The organism is Streptomyces sp. NBC_01481 (genome assembly GCF_026339995.1).
GTDB lineage: Bacteria > Actinomycetota > Actinomycetes > Streptomycetales > Streptomycetaceae > Streptomyces.
In genome coordinates, this window is the sequence record NZ_JAPEPT010000003.1 from 829452 (window position 1) to 851711 (window position 22260).

Consider the following 22260-nt stretch of genomic DNA (forward strand, 5'->3'; position numbering starts at 1 on the left):
CTCACCCTACACAGCCGATCTTGGACGCGGCCCGTACACCGTGTGCTTGAGCGCGACGGCCCCGCCGGGGTGCACGAGCAGGGGATTCACCTCCAGTTCGGACAGCTCGGGATGTTCGGCGGCAGCCCGGGAGAGGGCGCACAGAGCGGCCGCCGCGGCGTCCAGGTGTACGGGCGGAGCACCGCGCGGGGCGCGCCCGGCGAGCGCCCCGGCCGCGAGCCAGTAACCCCACTTCTCCGGATTGTCCGAGGCACCGACGACGGCGACCGACCGCGGGTCGAAGAGGGCGTCGAGCCACGTCGTCATCTGTACCGGCCGAAGCGCTCGGCGATGACCGGCAGCCGGTCGGCGACGATTGCGTGCGCGGCGGCGCGCGGGGTCGTCCCGTCCGCCTCGGCGCGCGCCAGCATCTGGCCGATCAGCGCCCTCATCGAGCGGCGGGTGTAGGCGAACGCCTCGTCCGCGTTGGCGTCGATGTCCCCGAACAGCGTCCACCACCACCACGCGTTGGTGCCGGAGTTGACGACGACATCGGGCAGCACGGTGATCCCGCGCCGCGCGAGCATCTCCTCGGCGTCCGGCAGCACCGGCATGTTCGCCGCTTCGACGACCAGGCGAGCCGTGATCTGGGCCTGGTTGGCCGAGTCGACGGCGTACGAGACGGCCGCGGGGACCAGCACCTCCGCGTCGACGGACAGCCAGGCGTCGCCCGGCAGTTCCAGATCACCGGGCCGCAGAGCCGTACGGTCGACGGTGCCGTACGAGTCCCGCGCGGCCAGCAGCGCATCGACGTCCAGGCCGTCCGGGTTGGCCACGGTGCCCTTGATGTCGGCGACGGCGACGATCTTCAGCCCGGCGCGGGCGAGGAAGCGGGCGGTCGCGCCGCCCATGGTGCCGAGTCCCTGGACGGAGACGCGCGTTCCCTCGTACGGCACCCCCGCCCGGTCGAGCGCGACGAGGACCGACTCGGCGACGCCGCAGCCACCGACGAGCTCGTCGAGGCCGATGCCGTCGACCTCGACGGCGAAGGCGTCCGTGAGCCGCTTGCGCGCGGAGGCCTCGTCGTCGAGGAGGTGGTAGACGGCCTGGATGGAGGAGACGAGACCGGCCTCCTCGGCGGCGCGGTCGACGATGTCCTGGGTGAGGCCGAGGTCCTCGCCGGTGGTCCACATCGTCTCGATGTACGGGCGCACGGCGCGCAGATAGCGCACGAGGATCCCGTATGCCCGCGGGTCCTGCGGGTCGCAGTCGATGCCGCCCTTCGCACCGCCGAGCGGGATGTAGCGCCCGTCGGGGTTGTAGTGCAGGGCCTCCTTCATCGTCATCCCGCGGGCCAGCCCGGTCACCTCCTCCAGCGTGCAGCCCTCGCGCATACGCAGTCCGCCGCTGGACACCCCGCGAACGAGCCGGTCGATCACCAGATGGCCCTGGCGCCCGGTGACATGGTCGGTCCAGGTGAGCGACAGCAGGGGAGTGGTGGTCATCGGGCGGTCTCCTCGGGAACGGTGATCACGGTGGGGCCCGGGGTGGCCAGGGCCCGGGTGAGTGCGGTGGCGAGCGCGCCGGGGGTGGGGGCATGCACACCGTGCCCGCCGTAGGCGCGGGCGAGGGCGGGCAGATCGACGGGCGCGAAGTCGACGGCAGCCGGTTCGTCGCCGCGGGCGGCCATCTCGTCGCGGATCTCCCCGTACCCGCCGTTGTCGAACACCACGACGGGCAGGGGAAGTTGAAGCTGAGTGGCGGTGGCGAGCTCCTGCACGGAGAACTGCAGCCCGCCGTCCCCGCTGAGCGCGATCACCTGGCGGTCCGGGTGCGCGGTCTTGGCGCCGATCGCGGCGGGCAGGGCGTAGCCGAGGGTGCCGAATCCGGTGGGGTGCAGATAGCGGGCGCCGGGGCCGATGGGCAGATGGGGCAGGGCCCCGTAGTAGCAGCACTGGGCGCTGTCGGAGGTGATGACGGCGTCGGCGTCGAGGACGCCGCGGATCGCCTGGAGGTACGGCAGCCAGCGCGCGTCCCGCTCCCGGGTCTCGTCGTCCCGCGCGAGGCGCAGAGCGGCGACCTCCTCGGCGGCACCTGGCGAGCCGTCCCCCGCGTCGTCGGCTCCGCTCCCCGTATCCCGTACGAGACGCAGATCCACGGCACGCGGCACTGCATCCCGCCCCGGACGCAGCGCGGTGACGTTTCCCCCGGCCGCCCGGCCGGCTCCGGCGTCCCTGCACGCGGCCAGCAGCGCACCGAGCACCTGCTGCGCGTCGCCCACCAGCGCGACGTCCGCCGGGAGCGCCGCATACATCTGCGCCGGGTCCACGTCGACACGCACCAGCGTCCCGCCCAGCGGCGGCGGCTCCGACCACAGGTCGGACTCGGCCAGTTCGGTCCCCACAGCCAGCACCACATCGCGCTCGGTCAGCCACTTCTGTACGGCCGGGCTGTGCAGCGAGACGCCCAGCGACAGTGGATGGGTCTCGTCCACGATCCCCTTGCCGTTGGCGGTGGTGACGACGGGTGCGCTCAACTCCTCGGCCAGAGCGAGCAGTTCACCGGCAGCGCCGCGCGCCCCGCCCCCCAGCACGAGCGCGGGCCTGCTCGCCGTGCGCAGGGCGTCGGCGGCCTCCCGCAGCCCGGTTGCAGGGGGGATCAAGGTCCCGGCCGCCGGGGCGCCGCGTACCTCACCCGCCTTTTCCGCGGTCTCCAGCAGATCGAGAGGAATCTCGATGTGCACCGGCCGCGGCCGCCCGGTGGCGAAGAGCGTGAACGCCCGCGCGACCGCGGCGCCGATCTCGTCGGCCGTCGACACCCGGTGGCTGAACGCCGCGACGCCCCGCAGCGCCTCGGTCTGGCTGCGCATCTCGTGCAGCAGGCCGGTCGACTGGCGCGGGTGGCGCAGTGGCATCCCGGGCGAGACCACGAGCAGCGGCACACTGTCGGAGTACGCCTGGCCGACCGCCGCCGCGATGTTCAGCAGTGCGGGTCCCGTCGTGGTGATCGCGACCCCGGGCCGCCCGCTGACCCGGGCGTACGCATCGGCCGCGTACCCCGCGCCCTGCTCATGACGCGGCGTCACATGGGAGATTCCGTAAGCGGCGAGATGCCGATAGATCTCCAGATTGTGCGTGCCAGGAATCCCGAAGGCCTGGGTGACGCCGTGTGCCGTCAGTGCCCGGACGACGGCCTCGCCGCCCGTCACAGCCGTCGACGCCATGTCACATGCTCCTGGAGATGATCAGCCGCATGATGCCCGAGGTGCCTTCCTCGATCTCCTCCAGCTTGGCGTCCCGCATCCACTGCTCCACGGGGAACGCGCGGGCGTACCCCCATCCGCCCAGCGTCTGGACCGCTGCCCAGGTGCAGTACGCGGCCGTCTCGGAGGCCGTCAGTTTCGCCATCGCCGCCTCGTCCACCGCGCGCCCGCGGCCGGATCCCCTCGCGGGCGAACGCGCGGCTGAGGTCGACGATGTCGCGCTGTTCGGTCGTGAGCGGGACCAGCTCGGTGGGGAGCTCGGACATGGTGCCTCCAGGCACGATGAGGACGGAGTAACTGAACCGTCGGTCAGTATCTGGAGGCGCGGGCTCCCGTGTCAACATGATCGTCAACTGCCCTGCCGGGTGGTCCGCCCGGCGGACCGGGCGGATGTCCGGGCCGCGAGCGGGCGGTCAGACGGAGGCGGACCCGGGCACGGCCCCGCGGGCCGGAATCTCGCAGTGGTCCTTGAACCCCTGGCTGGTCAGACCGAGGGCCGAATTCATCCGCGAGCGCAGGTTCTCCACCGCCACAATCGCCGTGAGCTCGACAAACGCGGCCTCGCCCAGCGTCGCGAGCAGCCGCGCGGCCTGCTCGTCCTCGACCTTGGGCGGATTGGCGGTCATCGCCTCCGCGTACTCCATGACATCGCGCTCCAGCGCGGTGTACGCGTCGCTGTCGCGCCATACCGGCACATCGTGCAGCTTGCGTACGTCCATGCCGCGCTCCCGGCTCACCCAGTGGCCGAAGTCCATGCACCAGCTGCAGCCGATCGACGCGGCCGACGCCATCTCGGCCAGCGCCTTCAGATCGGCGTCGAGGTGCTTCCACTTCGCCACCGACTGCTCGAAACGCAGATCGCTCCAGAGCACCCGTGGGTTGTGGGCCAGCGCCCGGGCGGGGTCGAGCACCTTTCCGTACACGCGCCGGGAGTACCACTCGGTGAGGCGGAAGAGCGGCGAACGGCGCGGGGTGAGGGAGATACGGGCCATGACGGGCCTCCTGAGCTGTGGACGGTGTCCTTTCACGCCTACGACGGACGGGGTGCGGCCGGATGTGACATCACGAACCGCGGCCGGGAAAAGATCTTCAGGAACACCCGCACCGGGACGGGCGTTGCCTGGTCATGACGGAAAGCGCGCAGCAGGACGCCTTGCTCAGGCTGGTCGCCGAATACAAAGGCGGGGTGCTGGTCACCCTCAAGCGGGACGGCAGGCCCCAGCTCTCCAATGTGAACCACTTCTACTACCCGCAGGAGCGGACCATCCGGGTGTCGCTCACGGACGGCCGCGCCAAGACCGCGAACCTGCGCCGCGACCCCCGCGCCTCGTACCACGTCACGAGCCAGGACCGCTGGGCCTGGACCGTCGCCGAGGGCACCGCCGAGCTCTCCGAGGTCGCGGCCGATCCGTACGACGAAACGGTCGAGGAACTGATCACGCTCTACCGCGACGTCAGCGGCGAGCACCCGGACTGGGACGACTACCGCCGTGCCATGGTCCGCGACAAACGCCTCGTGCTCAGGCTGCGGGTGGAACGGGCCTACGGCCAGCCCCGAGGCTGACCACTGTCGGACCCCACGCACATAATGAAGACACCACACCGACCTCAGGAGGTGCCGTGACTGGCACTGGTCCCCACAACCCGCTGAGTTCCCGGCTGCGCGCGCTCCGGCCGGCTGCTTTCGGCGCCGACCCGTCCGGCGAGCGGTGGGAGCGGATAAAGCGCTCACCGAACTTCTCCGACGGCGTCTTCCAGAACCCCGTGGGAGCCAGGACCAGGCCGTCCGGCGGTTCCATGATCGAGTTCGCCAAGATCTACTTCCGCAAGGAGGCGCGGGCCCGCCGCTCCCCGGTCGGGCATGTGCCCCTGCATGCCACCACCCTCGCCGACCTGGCCAAACCGCCTGCCTCCGGGCTGCGGCTCACCTGGATGGGACACTCCAGCGTCCTCACGGAGATCGACGGGCGGCGGGTGCTCTTCGACCCGGTCTGGGGCGAGCGCTGCTCCCCCTTCCCCTTCGCCGGTCCCAAGCGGCTGCACCCCGTGCCCGTGTCGCTCGCGGCCCTCGGCCCGGTCGATGTCGTCGTGATCTCCCACGACCACTACGACCACCTCGATCTGCCCAGCATCCGGGCGCTGGCCTCCACCGACACGATCTTCGCGGTGCCTCTCGGCGTCGGCGCGCACCTGGAGCACTGGGGCGTGCCCGCCGACCGGCTGCGCGAGCTGGACTGGAACGAATCGGCGGAGGTGGCGGGCCTGCGCCTGACCGCGACCCCGGCCCGGCACTTCTGCGGCCGTGGAATCCGCAATCAGCAGCACACGCTCTGGGCGTCCTGGGCCGTCGCGGGCCCCGAGCACCGCGTCTACCACAGCGGTGACACCGGATACTTCCCCGGCTTCAAGGACATCGGCGCCGAGCACGGCCCCTTCGACGCCACCATGATCCAGATCGGCGCGTACAGCGAATACTGGCCGGACATCCATATGACACCCGCCGAGGGCATGCGCGCCCACCTCGATCTCCAGGGGGGCGAACCGTCCGGCGCGATGCTGCCGATCCACTGGGGCACGTTCAATCTCGCGCCGCACCCGTGGGCCGAGCCCGGGGAGGGCACGGTCGCCGCGGCCGCTGCGGAAGGCGCCCGTGTCGCGCTGCCGCGGCCCGGCGAGCCCTTCGAGCCGACGGCCGCGAGTGTTCCGTCCGAGCTGTGGTGGCGCGCTGCGGCGACCGCGCCCGCACAGGGCTGGGCCGCGTCCGGCGACAAGGGCAGGGGCCCCGAGGTGGCGCCGACCGCCTGATCGCCGACGCGTCCTCGGGCTCCCGCCGACACACCCGGCGGGGGCGCGTTTTCGGCCTGCCGTGCGAAGGGTCATACCAGAGCGGGAATGAATAGCGGGTAAGTTTGTCAACTGCCCCCCGCACGTGCCCTCTTGGCGACTACCGTGTGTGCCCGGTGATCCACGATGGGCTTTTTCTGCCTACGCCGAGCCTATCGTCGAGCCGAAGCTGACCACTTGCATTGCAGTACGCCGATTCCTGGGGCCCCACGTACCAAGGATGCTGATGTCTCAATTACGCGCACCCGCCGCGCGGCCGGACCGCCGGGAGGGCGGGCGCCATGGCCGGCCAGGCGCACGCTCCCTGCCGTCAGCCGGAAGGTCGCAACCCGTGCCGTCGTCGCCGGAAGCCCGTATACGCCCTCAACTCCAACGCACCGCAGTGCTGCCGGCGGTCATCGTCGCCCTCAGCGGAGCGACTGCCGTGCTCTACACGATCCACGCCGCCGGTCTGCGGCCCACCGTCGAACTCTGGGCCGTACTGGCCGGTGCCGCCGTGCTCGCCATCGCCGCGGTCGCCGCGGCGGCCATCGGCGCGGACCGCACGGCCAAATCCGTACTGGACCGCTGTGCGGCCCTGCGCCGCTCATCCGCACGCGGGCAGGCCGATCTGCAGACGGTCGTCGACCAGCTCAGACGGGGAGAGGGACCGCCCGCGCGCCGTTCCCCCCTGCCCGCGCCCCTCGACGGCGACGAGTTCGACCTGCTGACGCAGGAGCTGAGCCGCTCGCACGACGCCGCCGTGGCGGCCGTGGTGCAGGCATCCCGGCTCTCCAGCAGCGTCGGCAACGAACAGAAGGTCGAGGTCTTCGTCAATCTGGCCCGGCGGCTCCAGTCGCTGGTCCACCGGGAGATCCAGCTCCTCGACGAGCTGGAGAACGAGGTCGAGGACCCGGAGCTGCTCAAGGGCCTCTTCCATGTCGACCACCTCGCCACCCGCATCCGCAGGCACGCGGAGAACCTCGCCGTCCTCGGCGGCGCGATCTCCCGGCGGCAGTGGTCCAACCCGGTCACCATGACGGAGGTGCTGCGTTCCGCGATCGCGGAGGTGGAGCAGTATCCCCGGGTCAAGCTGGTGCCGCCGATCGACGGCACACTACGCGGACACGCTGTCGCCGACGTGATCCACCTGCTGGCCGAACTGGTCGAGAACGCCACCCTGTTCTCCGCCCCGCACACCCAGGTACTGATGCGAGCCCAGCACGTCACGGCCGGACTCGCCGTCGAGGTCGAGGACCGCGGCCTCGGTATGCCGGTGGACGAGCAGAACAGGATGAACGCCCTGCTCGCCGACCCCGACCAGGTGAACGTAGCCCATCTGCTGCAGGACGGGCGGATCGGCCTCTTCGTCGTCTCGGCGCTGGCCCGCAGGCACGGCATCGCGGTACGCCTGCAGTCCAACATCTACGGCGGCGTCCAGGCCATCCTCGTACTCCCGCAGGGGCTCCTCGGCGCCGAGCCTGACGCGCTCCAGCACAACGCCGCGGCCGCCGCGTCCGAAGCCGCGGCGCGCCCGAGGGGAGAGACGAGCATCACCCAGGCGACCGCGGTACGCCCGCCGATTCCGCAGCAGCCCCACTCCCCGCCGCAGCTGCCACAGCAGCAACAGAGGCAACCGCAGCGGGAGCCGGCGCACGCCACCACCTTCGGCTCGGGCCCCCTCCCCGTACGGGGAGAGCGCGCGGACCGCCCCAACCCGGCGTCAGCCACCCCCGGTGCCAGCCACTCGGACATCAGCCCTGCGGGCGTCAACCACGGCAGCGTCAACCACGCGGCACCCGCGCCGAGCTCACCCGCCGAGGCCCCCGATGTGGTGCGCGGCACCATGGGCCGCCCCCAACTGCCCAAGCGCCGCAGCCAGGAGCACCTCGTCCCCCAGCTGCGCGACGCTCCGGCGCCCCGCAAGGACGACGATCACGCCCTCCACGACCCGGGCCTGATGGCGGCCTTCCAGCGGGGCATCGGACTGGCAGAGTCCCAGCCCCTCGCGGACAGCGCGCCGCTGCCTGACCCGCAGCGCCACGACAACACCTCCAAGGAGTAGATCACCATGGTGAGCGATGTGCCGAACGGCCATGCCTCGGACCTCGACTGGCTGCTCAGCGGCCTGGTCCAGCGCGTGCCGTACACCCGGAACGCGGTACTGCTCTCCTCCGACGGGCTGGTGAAATCCGTGCACGGCCTGGACCCCGACAGCGCCGACCACATGGCGGCGCTCGCCTCCGGCCTCTACTCCCTGGGCCGCAGCGCCGGAGCGCGCTTCGGTGACGGGGGAGAGGTGCGCCAGGTGGTGGTGGAACTGGACTCGACTCTGCTGTTCGTCTCCACCGCGGGTTCCGGCACCTGTCTCGCCGTGCTCGCCGGGCGGGAGGCGGACGCCGCGGTCCTCGGATACGAGATGGCGATGCTGGTCAAGAGCGTACGGCCGTATCTGACCACGCCCGCCAGACATTCGGCCGGGGCGCCGAGTGCCGCGGGGCAGTGAAAGTGCCGTCCCCCAAGGACGGGCCACTGCTCGACGACGCGGCCGGCCGGCTCATCCGCCCGTACACGGTGAGCGGCGGCCGCACCCGTCCGACGGCCGCACTGGACCTGCTCTCCCTCGTGATGGCGACCGGGACCGTGCCGCAGACGCACTTAGGACCCGAGCACGCCACGGCGCTCGGCCTGTGCGACGGGCCGACGTCGGTGGCCGAGATCTCCGCACATCTCAGGCTTCCGGCGGTCGTCACCAAGGTGTTGCTCTCCGATCTGGTGGACTGCGGCGCGGTCACCGCGCGGGCGCCGCGCTGCAACGACTCACTCACGGACCGTTCATTGCTGGAGGCGGTGCTCGATGGCCTACGACGACGGCTCTGAAGTCGACGACCTCTTCCCAACCGCTCTGAAGATCCTGGTCGCGGGCGGATTCGGGGTGGGCAAGACGACCTTTGTGGGGGCGGTCAGCGAGATCGAACCCCTCAGTACGGAAGAACTGCTGACCCAGGTCAGCGTGGCGACCGACAGACTCGACGGCATCGAGTCCAAGACCACCACGACGGTCGCCATGGACTTCGGCCGGATAACGCTGGACCGGAGCCATGTGCTCTATCTGTTCGGCACACCCGGCCAGGAGCGCTTCTGGTTCATGTGGGACGAGCTCTCCGAGGGCGCCCTCGGAGCGGTTGTGCTCGCCGACACGCGCCGACTCGAGGACTCCTTCTCCGCCGTGGACTTCTTCGAGCGGCGCGGCATCGGATTCGTCGTCGCCGTCAACGAGTTCGACGGCGCCTACCGCTATGAACCGGAAGAGGTACGGGCCGCGATCGACCTCAAGCCGGAGGTGCCGGTCGTCCTGTGCGACGCACGTATCGCCAGCTCGGGGATAGGAACACTGGTCACCCTCGTCCAGCATCTGCTCACCACGACCCCGGCGCCGGCCGCGCCGGCCCCGAGTTACGGAGCACAGATATGACGTACGACCCGACCGGCCATCTGCTGCTGACCCCCGTCGACCGCGAGGCGCCCGTCCGCGTGCGGCGGCTGCGCCAGCTCGGCTTCGGGGACCGGCCGGACCCCGCCTTCGACGAATTCGCGCACAAGCTCGCGGAGGTGACCGGGGCGCCGTTCTCCATGGTCAACTTCATTGACGAGCACCGGCAGTTCTTCGCGGGGCTGCACACCCCCTCCGGTATGCACACCGGCAGCGATCTGGGCGCGGCGGCCGTGGCGGGGGACGGCGGGGTCAGCCGTTTCATGGCGCGCGACCACGGCTACTGCCCGCATGTGGTCGTACGGCGCAAGGCGCTCGTCCTGGAGGACGTCTGCGACTATCCGAGGTTCGCGGGCAACCCGGTCGTCGACGAGATCGGCATCCGCTCCTATCTCGGGGCGCCGCTCATCGACCGTACGGGGATCGCGCTGGGCACCATCTGCGTCGTGGACACGGAGCCCCGGCCGTGGGGGCGCGCGGGTCTGGAGACGATCAAGTCGCTGGCGGCGGAGCTGATCGAGCAGATCCACCGTCGCGAGGATGGCCGGATCTAGGTCCTGGCCGGCCGATCTTGCCGGGCTCGCGTGCCCTGGCACGGCACCTCGCTGCGTTGTCGTCAGTCGCCTACGCTCCGCGTGGGCTCCTTCCTCCGCCTTGCGATGCACCACGCCAGACCCCGCTCGCTGATCCGGCCTGATCGACCGGCCAGGACCTAGCGGGGTTGCCGGGCCCCGGGGTACGCCTCTTGGTGGCGTACCCCGGGCCGGGGCGGAGCTCAGGGTCGGTCAGACCGCCGGTTCCAGCCTCACCGCGTCGGACAGCCGGTCCGACCACTCGCCCTTCGACGTGCCCAGCGCCACCTCCGCCAGGCGGAGCAGCTGGATGTCGGAGGTGCCCGCGGGGGCGAACATGTGGAGAGCGTCCCGCAGATACCGTTCGATGGGGCGGTCGGTGAAGAGCCCTGCCGCGGCATGCACCTCCATGGCGTTGCGCGCGGTGTCGATCGCCGACTCGACATTGACCAGCTTCGCGTTCATGAGTTCCGCGTCGCACGGCAGGCCCCGGTCGAGCAGATGCACCGCGTGATACGCGGCGAGCCGTGCGGTCATCAGCCGCGACTGCATCTTCCCCAACTTCAGCTTGACCGACTGCAGATGGTGCAGGGGATTGCCGTAGCGCTGGCGCTCGGCGCAGAAACGAGAGGTTTCCTCAAGGATCGCCTGATGGATGCCGAGTGACACGGCGGTGAGGTTGGCCCGTCCATAGAGCACGCTGGAGGAGTACGCCACGGCAAGTCCGTCGCCCTCCTCGCCGAGCCGGTTCGGCGCGGGGACGCGGCAGTTGTGGAAGTGCAGTTCGCCGAAGCTGAAGCCGTGCAGCCCCATGGCGGGCCGCTGCTCGCCGACGGTGCACCCGGGGCGGTCCGATTCCACCAGGAAGGCCGTCAGCCCCTTGGAACCCGGAGCGGTTCGCACCACGACGCCGTGCAGATCGCCGACATGGCTGTTGCCCACATAGACTTTTCGGCCGTTGAGAATGTAGTCGTCGCCGTCCCGTACGGCGGTGGCGCTCATGCCCAGCACATGGCCGCCGGACTCGGGTTCGGTGACGGCGATCGTCGGCAGACACTCGCCGGCGGCGATGGCGGGGAGCCAATTCTTCTTCTGCTCGTCGCTGCCGAAGTGGATGATCTTGGCGACGCCGAGCTGCGAGGCCTGCACCATAGCGCCCATCGCCCCGCTGACCCTGGACAGTTCCTCGATGATGATGGTCTTGGCGAGATGCCCGACCCCCATGCCTCCGTGTTCCTTGCTGATCGTCGCGCCGAGCCAGCCCTGCCGGGCTATCAGCCGGGACAGTTCGCGGTGGACCGAGCGGGCGGTCTCCATCGCCGGGATCCGTGGACGTACCTCGGTCTCGGCGAACTCGCGGACATGGTCGCGTAATTGGTGATGCAGTCGACTGGCGAAGTAGCCGTCCATCGCGAGTCCTCCTCTGCGAAACGCCTGCCCGGGCAGTTGTTCGAGCAGGTGGTGCATCGGCAGTGATCTCGTCCCGAACAGGCCGACCACCTCATGGTGTTGATCGCTTTTCACTGGCACAAGATCGATTCCAACTTTGGCCTGAACGCAGGCCGTTGACGTTTGATTGAGGATGTGGTTCGCGTGGTACGGGCCTGTCCGGTCCTGTCGTACGGCATTCCCCCTGTGCCCCTTTCTGCCACATGCCAACGGCAAAGGTTTGGTGGGCATGTGGCACTGAGGGACAAGCGTGAGTCACAGACGTGCATATTTGCGACATCCGGGAACGCCGGAAGAACCGATATGGCACACACCCACACCGAAAAGAACGCATGCGGGCATGAAAGGTAGGCGTGGAGGCCAGCAGTCCCGGCGCACGGAGGTGCTACCCGGCGCGCGAAGTGTTGCAAGGGGGCGCATGGGGCGCACGCCCCTGCGTCTTTGTGGCTCGGGGTGCTGCCACGCATACGGGACTTTGAAGACATTCGCGGGCGGGTGGAAAGCGCTTTCTCGCTCCGTCGCGCAGCGTAGGCGGCGTCTCGCAGGGGGTCAATGGGGCTGGAGCGCCCCCTGTGGCAGCGGTCAGGTGGGCGCCCGGTGAGTGCCCGCTGAGTGTCAGTGCCGCGTCGTACGGTCTTCGTATGGCCACTGCCGACGACGTACGCAGACTTGCGCTCTCGCTGCCCGGGGCGATGGAGAAGCTCGCCTGGGGCATGCCGACGTTCCGCCTGGAGAGCGGGGGCAGGATCTTCGCCTCGCTTGACGACGACGACAAGGTGATGGGGGTGAAGTGCCCGAAGGGGGACCGGGAGGAGCTGATCGCCGCCGAGCCGGAGAAGTTCTTCATACGGGCGGGGCACGACGACAACTTCGCGTGGCTGCGGGTGCGGTTGGCCGCGCTGGAGGACGAGGAGGAGCTGTTCGCGATTCTGGTGGACTCGTGGCGGCAGGCGGCTCCGCGGAAATTGCAGGACGCGCACCCGGAGTTGGTCGGCCCGCGAACGCCGTGACCCGGTCGCGCAAGCCGCCCGCGTCCAGGCCGTGCGCCGCTGGGCCATCAGCTCGGTGCGGATTCTGGACGTCGTGGTCCGGGGTGACCGCTGTGTTTGCCATGACACTCTCCGTGCAACCTCACCTTTGATTGATGTCAAGCGCGCCCGGGGAAAGCGGTTCGTGACCACCGGTCGAAGTGCGGTATTGTTCTCATGCGCGTTCGGCCAAGGGAAACCCCAGGTCAGACGGGCACCGGGACGTGGCGCAGCTTGGTAGCGCACTTGACTGGGGGTCAAGGGGTCGCAGGTTCAAATCCTGTCGTCCCGACCAGCGTTTATGCAGGTCAGAGGTCGTATCGGAGTCTGCCGATACGACCTCGCCGGTTTTCCGGGGGCATGGCATCCGCTCCTGGCATGGACATCATCATCAGCTGGGCACTCGGCCGTGTCTGACAAATAGCGCCGTCCGCCCGCAGGGCGGGGTGCGCGGCGTCCGGTGCGTGCAATCGCAAGGCGGAGGATCATCCTCGTACTGGACGTACTTGGATGACTCCGACAACGCATGGAGTGTGCGTGCCGGGCGTCGCGCGCCAGGCGAGATTTGTCAGACACGGCCTGGCCCGCGCTCGTCGCGGCAGCGGCACCCGTGGCGAAGCCGGGACGTCGCGCCGCGTCTGCCCGTGAACCGTTTCGTCGGCACCTCCGTAGGGCCCCGTGTGGCGGCGGGAGCCCGTCGTGTTTCCGATCGAGCGGAGGGAAAGCGGCATGAGCAACATCAAGGTCAGCCCGGAGGAGATGCGGGAAGCCGCGACCTGGATGGACAACCAGAAGGACAGGATGCTGGACGCCGTCAGGGAGGCGAAGAACAAGATCGACAACGTCGTCGACAACTCCTATGACACTCCGAAGTCCAAGGAAAAGTTCGCCCCCATGTGGGACAAGTACCAAAAGGACCTCGAGACGGGCATCCAGACGATGCAGGAGATTGGCGAGTACCTGAGGAAGACCGCCGACGCCTTCCGCGACACCGACGACCAGACAGCGTCCGGAATCGGCTGATCCCAAGGCAATGGCCGGGTTCCGGACCGCCTGCAAGCGCTCGGAACCCGGCCGCTCGCGCTACGACGCCGCTGCACGACTCCAAGAGGCAGGTCAGGTATGAGCGACTCCATCAACATCCCGGTGGAGGATCTGAGAGACACCCTCACGAAGCTCGCGGACATCCGTTCCCGCGTCGAGGACAAGACGGGCCTGGAGCGGGTCGGCACCGAAGCGGATGTGGGCGATCGCCGGCTCATCGATGCGATCAACAGCTTCGACAGCGCCTGGGCCAAGGGCCATGACCGGGTCCAGGAGAACGTGGACTCGTTCAGTAAATCCACCCAGGGCATCATCGACAACTTCGAGCAGACCGACGCCGACGTGACCCAGAACATCTAGGTCCTGTCCGGCCGATCTTGCCGGGCTCGCGTGCCCTGGCACGCACTCCCCCGTAGCCCTTCGGGCACGGGAGGTGCCCCCATGCCGCGTTGTCGTCAGTCGCCGACGCTCCGCGTCGGCTCCTTCCTCCGCCTTGCGATCGCACGCACCAGACCCCGCTCACTGATCCGGCCTGATCGGCCGGACAGAACCTAGCAGAAGCAGGCCCGAGGCCTGCGCGTAAGGGGCACAACTCCTATGACACAAACGGCCGGTACGGCGCCGCCTGCCGCGGCACCGCGACACTTCACCATCCGCTATCCGGACTCGTGGTGGAAGCTCGATCTCGATCCCGGCACCCGGGACGCCGCCATTCGCCGTGCCGTCCAGGCGCAGGCCGAGGGGTTCCAGGTCGAGCGCACCATGCTGGACACGATGATTCGTTCGGCCCGCAAGACCGCACGCGAGGCCCACGCCCGGGGCGCTGTGCAGGCCGCCGGCATGATCCAGTTCACCGACAACGCCGAAGCGCTCACCGCGACGACGATCGTGATGCGCGTGGTGACCCCCGAGGATCACTCGTCCGATCTGTCGGAGCTGATACTTCCGGTCGCGTTGAAGAACGCCAAGAACCCCTTGGGAAAAGGCACGTCCGCGAACACGGCGGAGGTCATCGAACTCCCCGGGATCGGCAGTGTGGGACGCGTCACCCACATCGAGGACGTCGACTACTTGGGCCGTGGCACCGTGCGCACCGCGTTGATGCACACGGTCGTGCCCGTACCGAACAGCAGGGACTTCCTGGTCGTCTCCAGTTCCACACCCAACCTGAGCCTGGTCGACGCGTTCTTCGACGTGTTCGACGCGATCAGCGGCACGGTGCGATTCCAGCCTTGACCATGACGAGCGGCAGAGAGCGAGGTCGGTGCAATGGCTCGGCCCCCGGTGAGTGACTGGGCGGTCCTGGATCTCACTGAGGATCCGACCCCCGGCGAAACGCAGGTACTGAACAACCTGGCAGGCGAGTACAAGAAGGTCTTCGAGGAGGCGGAGTCCGCCTTCTCCGTCATCACCCGTATCGAGTCCCAGGAACTCGGTCAGGGCAAGGCGATGGAAGCGCTCAAGGAAGTACTCAAGGAACTGCCCAAACAGGTGGGGGCCCTGCGCGACTCGTACGAGGCGGCTGCGAAGGCCGTCTCCGACTACGTGCCCCGCCTTGAAGATCATCAACGTAAGGCCGAAATGGCCCTGACCAACGGCAGAGAGGCGAAGAAGGCGCTGGACACGGCGCTCGCCTCGCAGAGCGCCGCCGAGGCGAGCCTTTCTGCCTTGGACAATGCGCCGAAGCCGGCCGACGACGACACGACGGGCCAGGAGAACGCCCGCAACGCCCGTCGCGATGCCGACAACGCCGTCACGTCGGCCGACGGCGCCGTCGACGCGGCCCAGGCCGATCTCGATGCCGCGAAGCGCCTTGCCCTGGACGCCAAAGGTCTGCGGGAGACTGACGCCAAGACCGCCGCCACCGCCTTGGGGCACGCCGAGGACCAGGCGGTCAAGGAGAAGAACTTCTGGGACAAGCTCTGGGACAAGATCGGCTCGGCGTTCGGGATCATCAGCGCCATACTCGGTGTCATCTCGTTCGTCGTCGCGTTCATCCCGGGCCTTCAACCACTGGCGCTCGCCCTGGGTGCCGCCAGCCTGGTCTTCGGACTCGTCCCGCTGGGCATCAATATCGCCAGAGGCGCAGTGACCGGGGACTGGGACATCGCGGGCATCGTCCTCGGCGTGGTGGGCACCGCCTTCGGTGGGTTCTCCGTGATCAAGGGCCTCGGGGCAGCGCTCGGGCCTGCCATCAAGGGCGCTCTGGGGAACATCGGGAGGGGCCGCGGAGCGGGCGGTACGGGCAGCGTGTCGGATGACGTCGACAGCGTCGCGCCGCCGAGCAGCAGCGGCAGCGGCAGCAATCCGAACGTCGGCACGGCAGCGGACGACATTCCGCTGACGAACCTGCCGCCCAGGTCGAACGGCCCGACCCCCGCCCCCAGCAACAACCCGCTCGACGACTTCGTTTTCCCTTGGCAGAACCGGCCGCCGAGCCCGACCCCGGCCCCCAGCAACAACCCGCTCGACGACTTCGTTTTTCCCTGGCAGAACCGGCCGCCGAGCTCAACTGGTGCATCCGGTTCCAGCGGGTCGTTGGCGGACGACGTCGACAGCATCCCGCCGAGGCCGATGAACCCGACCCCGGGCTCCAGCAATTCGACACTGGGCAGCGGCCCAGGGCCGATCAGCACGTACTTCAACAACATGGCCAACGGGGTCCGCAACGACATCCCCGGCGCGATCGGCGCGGGCACGGCGTTCGGCGGCACCATCTACGCCCCGGGCGCGACCGCCGGTACCTTCGACGGCACCGTGCACGGGCCTCCGCTGGTGGGTAACCGGAACGACGACGGCACCTGATCCGGCCGTCGGCGAAGAGCCGGCACAGCGAAGAGGGCTCCCGCGCCGAATCCGGCGCGGGAGCCCTCTCTTGTGTCCGCCTCAGCCGTCCGTACTCGGCGTCGCCGTCCCGGGCAGGGTGCCGTCGGCCGCGGGCGCGGCGGGCTCGGTCTCGGGCTGGGGCCCGGGCTGCGGCTCGGCCTCGGGCTGGGGCTCGGCCAGGACCGCTTCCGGAATCTGCACGGTACGCATCACCCCGTCGCCCAGGTGCATCAGCGCCCGTCCGACCCGGCTCGTACCGAGCCGGCTGCGCGGGATCTTGACACCGATCAGGTCGCCGTCGCTGACATTCTGCGGACTCAGCAGGATCCCCTGCCGGTTGCGCCGGATGTCCGCCTGCCAGCCGGAGTAGCCGGAGGAGAGCCGCTCGAGCTGGCCCGACACGATCAGGCCCTGCCCCATCTCGGCCCCGCTGCGCGCGATGCGGTTGAGCACGGTCTCGGCCTGGGTCTGCTGGAGCAGATCCCCGTCGTCGAGGATCACCACGACGCCGCTGTCCGAGGCCCGTCCGATGGCCGCCTCCAGTTCCTCGGGATCGATGTCGGACCCGTCGAAGACGGCAAGGACCCCAGGCCTGCCCCTGAGGGCACGCAGCGGGGAGCGACGCGGCGCCGCGACCACGACCGGCGTACCGGCCGCCAGCAGCGACAGCGCCATCGTCAGCAGGACGGTGCTGCGGCCGGAGCGGGACGGCCCTCCCACAAGGAAGGTCGGTGTCATCGCGAAGTCCGGTCCCACGGCGGTGAGTTCGTCGCCGCCGACCCCGGCCATGGCCCACAGTGATCCGGGCCGCTGCCGCGGCAGATACGCCACGGCCTGCTCGAAGCTGAGCCGGTCGGGCAGCAGATCCACCCGGAACGGCAGTGCCGGGGCCGGGACGTGGGCGTCTCGCTCCTGGCACACGGCGGCGATCCGCTGCACCTCCGCGGCCTGCGCCTGCCCGCTGCTGTCCGCGCCGAGCAGGGCGATCTGCACCTCGCACTTGTCTGTCCCGCGCAGAGCGCGGCCGGCGGGAATCTCGTCGGGGACCGAGCGCTGGTTGACACCGATCATGGCGTACTCGGACTTCTCATTGAGGCGCAGGACCAGCTTGTCCTCGGTGGTGGAAGCGATCCGGCTCGAGAAGAGCGACCGGTCACCGGCGAGCACCAGGTGAACGCCGATGCTCGCCCCGTCACGCAGCAGGGCCATCACCGTATCGAGCAGGCTCCCGCCGTCGTACTCACCCAGCGTCTTGTCGAAGACCTCCCAGCGGTCCAGGAGCACCACGATGTGCGGCGGGCGCTCCTGCGGTGGCAGCGCCCTGCGCAGTTCGGGCAGGTCGGCGGCGCCCCGTGCGGCCAGGAGCTCCTGACGCCTGGTCACCTCCCTCATGAGGCGGGAGAGCAGCCGTGCGACCCGCTCGGGCTGGGCACGCTGGACGACGGCTCCGCAGTGCGGCAGCGCCTCCAGGGCCAGCAGCGCGCCGTTGCCGCAGTCGATCCCGTACAGATGCAGATCGGCCGAGGAGTACGCGCGGGCCGCGGAGCCGGCGATCGTGCGCAGCGCCTGCGACCGGCCGGCACGCGGGGATCCGACGATGTGCAGGTGCCCGAGTGTCGTGAAATCCAGGACCAGTGGCTGCTGCGCCTGATCCTCGGGCTTGTCCACCAGCCCGTAGGCGACCGGCGGGAGATCGTAGGTGCCCGTTTCGGGGAGAGGCGGCAGGTTCTGGGGGGTCAGGGTGGTGGGCAGTGCCGGGAGCCAGGGGCTGTGCTGCGGTGGGATGTTCAAGTCCTGGTTGGCGCCCCTGATCGCCTGGACGAGGTCGGCGAGGTCGGTGATCGCGTCGTCGGACTCCTGCCGTGCGGCGCGCGGACGCGTGGGCAGCGGGTGGCCGAGCTGGTGCCAGCCCACCGGCACGACCCAGGGCTGCGGGAGCGACTCCTGTGAAGCGCCTGGCCTGCGGCCGCCGACCCGCCCGGCCTGGAAGGGTATGAGGGAGTTCTGGCCCAGGCGTACGTACGCCCGCCCCGGGGTGCTCTTGGAGATTCCGGCGGCCTCCGGCGAGGTCAGCACGTCCTGGCTCTCGGAGCTGTCGGTCACCCGCAGGGCAATGCGCAGGTTGGTGTTGGCGCGGATCTCGGGGGAGACCACGCCGCCGGGGCGCTGGGTGGCCAGGATCAGGTGGATGCCGAGCGAGCGGCCCCGCTGGGCGATGTTGACCAGGCCCTTCACGAAGTCGGGCAGGTCGCGGACCATCGAGGCGAACTCGTCGATGACGATGAGGAGCCTGGGCATCGGGGTGCGGTGGGGCTCGCGCCGCAGCAGATCGACATAGTCCTCGATGTCCTTGGCTCCGGCCCCGGCCAGGATGTGTTCACGGCGCTTCAGCTCCGCGGACAGGGACGTCAGCGCACGTTCGACGAGATGGGCGTCCAGGTCGGTGACCATGCCCACGGTGTGCGGCAGATCGACACAGTCCTTGAAGGCCGAGCCACCCTTGTAGTCGACGAGCACGAAGGTCATGGAGTCGGGCCGGTTGGCCACGGCGAGCGAGGCGACGATGGTCTGGAGGAGTTCGGACTTTCCGGAACCAGTGGTTCCGGCGACGAGGCCGTGCGGACCGTCACGGCGCAGGTCGAGCGCGAACGGGCCGTCGAGGGAGATGCCGACGACGGCCGATGTCGTACGGCCGCCCGCCTTCCAGCGTCCGGCGATCGCGTCCGGCGTCGGCCGGTCGAGCAGCAGTACGTCGAGCAGCCGCGCCGCCGACGGAAGTATCGCGCCTTCGTCGTCCGCGCCGCCGGAATCCCGCACGGGACCGAGCGCGCGGGCGACGGACCGGCACCAGTCCACGGACACGGCGTCCGCGCGCACCCCGGTGAGCGTGCCCGAGCGGGACAGACCGACGCGGAGTGTGCCGCCCGGTTCCTCGACCACGACCGCCTGGCATTCCTCGGGCAGCAGGCGTTCCTCGGTGTCCAGGCACACCGCGTGCACGCCGACGGCCGGTCCGTCGCGCAGGATCTGTACGACTCCGGGCAGGGAACGGAGACGGCGCGCACCGTCCAGGACGACGAGTACGTCGGGCTCGCGGCCGGTGCGCTGCTCGCGTGTCATCGCCGCCCGCGCCGCGATCAGACCGGTCAGCTCGGCGACCCGACGGGCCGAACTCTCCGTGTCCGTACCGACCTTCGCCGGCGTGTCGCCCGACTCGTGCCGTACGTGCGGCAGCCAGCGGACCCAGTTCCAGGAGTCCTCGCCCTCGTTCGCCGTGGTGAGCACCTGGATGTGCAGGTCCTTCGGGCTGTGCAGGACTGCGGCCTGGGTGACGGCCCAGCGCGCCACGGCACGGGCGGCGGGGCCCTGTCCGGCGATCCCGAGCACCTTGTGCTCGCGCAGGGCGACGGTCACCGGCACGTCGTAGGCGGCGACAGCGACCATGCGCCGGTGCTCGTCCTCGGTAGGGTCTTCGAGCACGACCTCGGACGGCTGGTCAGCGGTGCCGACCCGCAGTTCGAGGAAGTCGGAGTCCTTCAGGCGCCGCTCCCACAGCCTGCGGCGCGGTCCGACTGCCGTGAGCAGTACGGCGGCCGGGTCGGGGAAGCCGCGACGGCGTGAGGTGCGTTCGGCGACCACCGCCTCCTCCGCGTCCTTCTCGATCCGGGCCTTCTTCTCCTCGTACTTGGCCAGTGATTCGCCGTATGTCTCCTTGCCCTCACGGCGGTTGAGCATGTAGTTGCCGATGATCATGATGGGCGAGAGCAGACCGAAGAGCAGGTAGGTGAGCCGGCCGAAGATGAGCACACCGGCGCCGGCCATCACGAGCGGCATGATCGCCGCGAAGTAGGGCAGGGGCCGCTTGCTCGGTTTCGTCGGCGGCGCCGGCAGTCTGAACTTGGTCTCGGCCGCCGGCGGGAGCAGCCGCGGCGGACGGTTGTAGTCCCAGCCGGTGCCGTCCTCGGACAGCTGCAGGGCCGCGTCGGGCCGCTCGGGGCGTACGAGTTCGAGCAGGCAGTCGCCGACCAGAAGCTGGCCGCCGATCGGCCAGGACTGCTCGTCCTCGACGTCTTCGCGGTCCAACCGCAGGGATCTGTCCGCCCCTTGGGGCTCCCGCGGGATGAGTACGCAGCGCCCGCCGGGCCCGACCTTGAGGGTGGCGTCCGTCCGGTCGGGGGTGCCGCGGACGATCTGCGGCGTGCCGTCGACGGCGCGGCCGATGCGGTACGCGCCGATGTCCAGGCGGTGCACCGCGCCGGATCCCGGGCCGCCGACCACGCGTACCTCCACCAGACCGCCGGGCTCGACCGCGGCCGAACCGGTGGCACGGCCGAGACCGACCACACTGGCGTCGCGCAGCGGCGAGTCCCGCAGGGTCATGTCCTCCGGCAGGGATTCGCCGTCGATGTGCAGGCCGGATTCGGTCAGGGGCAGCGCGACACCGTTCGTCTCGGCGAGCGCCTGCGCGACGGTGCTCAGCGGCGTGTCGGGATCGGCGTCGAGATGTACGTCGTAGGCGTCGCCGACATCGTCGACGACGGTGAATATCAGCCGCACGAGGATTCTCCAGACGGGCGAGGGGCGGAGGTGGCGGGAACGGACGAGGCGCACAGATCGCCCGGACCGCTCACCGTCCTACGGACGGCATGCCCAGGTGGTTCACGGCGCCCGCGTACCGCCCGGCGCACCATGCCGCGGCGGGTGTGAACCCCACGTCGTTCGTGAACTGCCCAGCAGACGTGAACCGTTCGGGGTCCGGCTCCGTAGCACGCCGTCGACCCCTCCCGGCAACTCCCGTGACCCGACGAAGGTGACCGCATGAAGCTGTCCGTTCTCCTGGCCGTGGTGCTCGGCCTGGCGCTGCTCGGCGCCGTCGCCGCGCTGATCCTCACCGAACGCAAGACCCCCGCCGCCGCCCCGCCCCGTCGTCCCGCGTCCGCGCACGTCAAGGGGCGTGAGGCCCTGGACGCCATCGACCTCGGCCTGCGGAAGCTGGCCGCGGGATGCGTCCGGGCCGGCCGTGCGCTGCCCGATGTGTATGCCGTCGTCTACTCCGGCGAGCACCTGACACTCCGGCTGGCCGGCGCCGATCCGGACGCGCCCGAGCCCTGGTCCGCGGACGACTCGGGCGAGGAGTGGACGGTCGACTCGGCGCGGCTGGGTGGTGGGGACTTCGGGGACGCCGGTGCGGCACAGCCGTACTCCCTTGCCGTCACCGTCGGACTGGACCAGGGCGACCGGGTGATGGTCGATCTGTCGCGGGCGTCATCGGCGATCGCGGTGACCGGCAGCGGCCGCGATGCACAGCAGTTGGTGCGGGCGTTCGTGACCGAGCTGATCACGGGTCCGGTGGGGCGCCATGCCGAGGTGACCCTGGTGGGATCCGCGGCCAGCGCCGAGATGACCGCCGGTCTGGGCCTGCGGTCGGCGCGCCTCAACACGGTCGCCACGCTGGAGGAGGCGCTGGCCCGGGGAGGCGACATGTCCCATACGGACTCGCCCGTTTCGTCGTCCGCGGTCACGCAGGTCTTCCGGCTGATCGAAGGCAGCAGCCCGGTCACCGTGCAGGGCCGCGCCCCGCGGCTCATCGTGCTGGACGCGGCCCAGTTCGCCGACGAGAAGGCGGCCGTGAAGGGCCTTGATGCGTCGGACGCGCTGCTGGTGCTGGGCGATGCCGCCGACTCCGGCTGGCGTTTCGAGGTCGGCGCCGACGGCTCGCTCGACACCGGTCCGCTGGGTCTGCGGATCGACGTCCACGCCGGCCGCCTGTCCTGACCGGTGGTG

General features: G+C 70.0%; 20 protein-coding genes and 1 tRNA gene. 14 read left to right on the forward strand and 7 right to left on the reverse strand.

Features of this window, described 5'->3' with window-relative positions:
• Positions 1-6 precede the first annotated feature (6 nt).
• The 5 genes from OOK40_RS20280 to OOK40_RS20300 form a co-directional block, all read right to left on the reverse strand.
• Positions 7-306, reverse strand: a complete 300-nt coding sequence (locus tag OOK40_RS20280; RefSeq protein ID WP_266483608.1) for an acetate--CoA ligase family protein — start codon at positions 304-306, stop codon at positions 7-9.
• Positions 303-1484 carry a glutamate dehydrogenase gene (locus OOK40_RS20285; RefSeq protein WP_266483610.1) on the reverse strand — a complete coding sequence of 394 codons (1182 nt, stop codon included), beginning with the start codon at positions 1482-1484 and terminating at the stop codon, positions 303-305. Before OOK40_RS20285 ends, OOK40_RS20280 begins: the two co-directional genes overlap by 4 nt.
• Positions 1481-3202: a thiamine pyrophosphate-dependent enzyme gene (locus tag OOK40_RS20290; protein WP_266483612.1), complete on the reverse strand. Its 1722-nt coding sequence runs from the start codon at positions 3200-3202 to the stop codon at positions 1481-1483. The genes OOK40_RS20285 and OOK40_RS20290 overlap by 4 nt, the downstream gene beginning before the upstream one ends.
• A gap of 1 nt (position 3203) precedes the next feature.
• Positions 3204-3401 (reverse strand): acyl-CoA dehydrogenase family protein, encoded by a 198-nt coding sequence (locus tag OOK40_RS20295; RefSeq protein ID WP_266483614.1) that lies wholly within the window; start codon positions 3399-3401, stop codon positions 3204-3206.
• A 253-nt stretch (positions 3402-3654) separates the two neighbouring features.
• Complete coding sequence (locus tag OOK40_RS20300; protein WP_266483618.1) at positions 3655-4233, reverse strand: carboxymuconolactone decarboxylase family protein; 579 nt, start codon at positions 4231-4233, stop codon at positions 3655-3657.
• A 134-nt stretch (positions 4234-4367) separates the two neighbouring features.
• Here OOK40_RS20300 and OOK40_RS20305 point away from each other — a divergent pair, with 134 nt between their 5' ends.
• The 7 genes from OOK40_RS20305 to OOK40_RS20335 all read left to right on the forward strand — a co-directional run bounded on the left by OOK40_RS20305 (position 4368) and on the right by OOK40_RS20335 (position 10111).
• On the forward strand, positions 4368-4805 hold the full coding sequence (locus tag OOK40_RS20305) for a PPOX class F420-dependent oxidoreductase (protein ID WP_266483620.1): 438 nt from the start codon (positions 4368-4370) through the stop codon (positions 4803-4805).
• 56 nt (positions 4806-4861) lie between these two features.
• The gene (locus tag OOK40_RS20310; protein WP_266483623.1) at positions 4862-6046 is read left to right on the forward strand and encodes an MBL fold metallo-hydrolase; all 1185 of its coding nucleotides are present in this window, start codon (positions 4862-4864) and stop codon (positions 6044-6046) included.
• Positions 6047-6311: 265 nt separating this feature from the next.
• Complete coding sequence (locus OOK40_RS20315; RefSeq protein ID WP_266483626.1) at positions 6312-8129, forward strand: sensor histidine kinase KdpD; 1818 nt, start codon at positions 6312-6314, stop codon at positions 8127-8129.
• A gap of 6 nt (positions 8130-8135) precedes the next feature.
• Entirely contained in the window at positions 8136-8570 is a 435-nt protein-coding gene (locus OOK40_RS20320) for a roadblock/LC7 domain-containing protein (protein ID WP_266483627.1), read from the forward strand.
• Between the two features lie 2 nt (positions 8571-8572).
• Positions 8573-8944, forward strand: a complete 372-nt coding sequence (locus OOK40_RS20325; protein WP_266483629.1) for a DUF742 domain-containing protein — start codon at positions 8573-8575, stop codon at positions 8942-8944.
• Positions 8922-9539, forward strand: a complete 618-nt coding sequence (locus OOK40_RS20330) for an ATP/GTP-binding protein (protein WP_266483631.1) — start codon at positions 8922-8924, stop codon at positions 9537-9539. Before OOK40_RS20325 ends, OOK40_RS20330 begins: the two co-directional genes overlap by 23 nt.
• Positions 9536-10111, forward strand: a complete 576-nt coding sequence (locus OOK40_RS20335) for a GAF domain-containing protein (protein ID WP_266483634.1) — start codon at positions 9536-9538, stop codon at positions 10109-10111. Before OOK40_RS20330 ends, OOK40_RS20335 begins: the two co-directional genes overlap by 4 nt.
• Positions 10112-10342: 231 nt before the next feature.
• Here the strand turns inward: OOK40_RS20335 and OOK40_RS20340 are convergent, their stop codons facing one another.
• Positions 10343-11539 (reverse strand): acyl-CoA dehydrogenase family protein, encoded by a 1197-nt coding sequence (locus OOK40_RS20340; protein WP_266484482.1) that lies wholly within the window; start codon positions 11537-11539, stop codon positions 10343-10345.
• Positions 11540-12219: 680 nt separating this feature from the next.
• Here OOK40_RS20340 and OOK40_RS20345 point away from each other — a divergent pair.
• The 6 genes from OOK40_RS20345 (at position 12220) to OOK40_RS20370 (ending at position 16455) form a co-directional block, all read left to right on the forward strand.
• A complete protein-coding gene (locus OOK40_RS20345) occupies positions 12220-12588 on the forward strand; it encodes an MmcQ/YjbR family DNA-binding protein (RefSeq protein WP_266483638.1) in 369 nt (122 codons plus the stop codon).
• 236 nt (positions 12589-12824) lie between these two features.
• A tRNA-Pro gene (locus tag OOK40_RS20350) sits at positions 12825-12901 on the forward strand.
• Between the two features lie 434 nt (positions 12902-13335).
• A complete protein-coding gene (locus OOK40_RS20355) occupies positions 13336-13629 on the forward strand; it encodes a WXG100 family type VII secretion target (protein ID WP_266483640.1) in 294 nt (97 codons plus the stop codon).
• A gap of 99 nt (positions 13630-13728) precedes the next feature.
• On the forward strand, positions 13729-14010 hold the full coding sequence (locus tag OOK40_RS20360) for a hypothetical protein (protein WP_266483643.1): 282 nt from the start codon (positions 13729-13731) through the stop codon (positions 14008-14010).
• A gap of 237 nt (positions 14011-14247) precedes the next feature.
• Complete coding sequence (locus OOK40_RS20365) at positions 14248-14886, forward strand: hypothetical protein (RefSeq protein WP_266483646.1); 639 nt, start codon at positions 14248-14250, stop codon at positions 14884-14886.
• Positions 14887-14919: 33 nt separating this feature from the next.
• A complete protein-coding gene (locus OOK40_RS20370) occupies positions 14920-16455 on the forward strand; it encodes a hypothetical protein (protein WP_266483649.1) in 1536 nt (511 codons plus the stop codon).
• Between the two features lie 81 nt (positions 16456-16536).
• Here the strand turns inward: OOK40_RS20370 and OOK40_RS20375 are convergent, their stop codons facing one another.
• On the reverse strand, positions 16537-21033 hold the full coding sequence (locus tag OOK40_RS20375) for an FtsK/SpoIIIE domain-containing protein (protein WP_266483652.1): 4497 nt from the start codon (positions 21031-21033) through the stop codon (positions 16537-16539).
• 261 nt (positions 21034-21294) lie between these two features.
• Between OOK40_RS20375 and OOK40_RS20380 the strand changes: the two genes are divergently transcribed.
• A complete protein-coding gene (locus tag OOK40_RS20380; RefSeq protein WP_266483654.1) occupies positions 21295-22251 on the forward strand; it encodes a hypothetical protein in 957 nt (318 codons plus the stop codon).
• Positions 22252-22260 lie beyond the last annotated feature (9 nt).

Coding starts and splice junctions, on each gene's coding strand:
- OOK40_RS20300 (WP_266483618.1), bottom strand. CDS start 4,233: ATGGCCCGTATCTCCCTCACCCCGCGCCGTTCGCCGCTCTTCCGCCTC.
- OOK40_RS20330 (WP_266483631.1), top strand. CDS start 8,922: ATGGCCTACGACGACGGCTCTGAAGTCGACGACCTCTTCCCAACCGCT.
- OOK40_RS20305 (WP_266483620.1), top strand. CDS start 4,368: ATGACGGAAAGCGCGCAGCAGGACGCCTTGCTCAGGCTGGTCGCCGAA.
- OOK40_RS20355 (WP_266483640.1), top strand. CDS start 13,336: ATGAGCAACATCAAGGTCAGCCCGGAGGAGATGCGGGAAGCCGCGACC.
- OOK40_RS20365 (WP_266483646.1), top strand. CDS start 14,248: ATGACACAAACGGCCGGTACGGCGCCGCCTGCCGCGGCACCGCGACAC.
- OOK40_RS20280 (WP_266483608.1), bottom strand. CDS start 306: ATGACGACGTGGCTCGACGCCCTCTTCGACCCGCGGTCGGTCGCCGTC.
- OOK40_RS20335 (WP_266483634.1), top strand. CDS start 9,536: ATGACGTACGACCCGACCGGCCATCTGCTGCTGACCCCCGTCGACCGC.
- OOK40_RS20360 (WP_266483643.1), top strand. CDS start 13,729: ATGAGCGACTCCATCAACATCCCGGTGGAGGATCTGAGAGACACCCTC.
- OOK40_RS20380 (WP_266483654.1), top strand. CDS start 21,295: ATGAAGCTGTCCGTTCTCCTGGCCGTGGTGCTCGGCCTGGCGCTGCTC.
- OOK40_RS20345 (WP_266483638.1), top strand. CDS start 12,220: ATGGCCACTGCCGACGACGTACGCAGACTTGCGCTCTCGCTGCCCGGG.
- OOK40_RS20340 (WP_266484482.1), bottom strand. CDS start 11,539: ATGGACGGCTACTTCGCCAGTCGACTGCATCACCAATTACGCGACCAT.
- OOK40_RS20370 (WP_266483649.1), top strand. CDS start 14,920: ATGGCTCGGCCCCCGGTGAGTGACTGGGCGGTCCTGGATCTCACTGAG.
- OOK40_RS20315 (WP_266483626.1), top strand. CDS start 6,312: ATGTCTCAATTACGCGCACCCGCCGCGCGGCCGGACCGCCGGGAGGGC.
- OOK40_RS20320 (WP_266483627.1), top strand. CDS start 8,136: ATGGTGAGCGATGTGCCGAACGGCCATGCCTCGGACCTCGACTGGCTG.
- OOK40_RS20290 (WP_266483612.1), bottom strand. CDS start 3,202: ATGGCGTCGACGGCTGTGACGGGCGGCGAGGCCGTCGTCCGGGCACTG.
- OOK40_RS20285 (WP_266483610.1), bottom strand. CDS start 1,484: ATGACCACCACTCCCCTGCTGTCGCTCACCTGGACCGACCATGTCACC.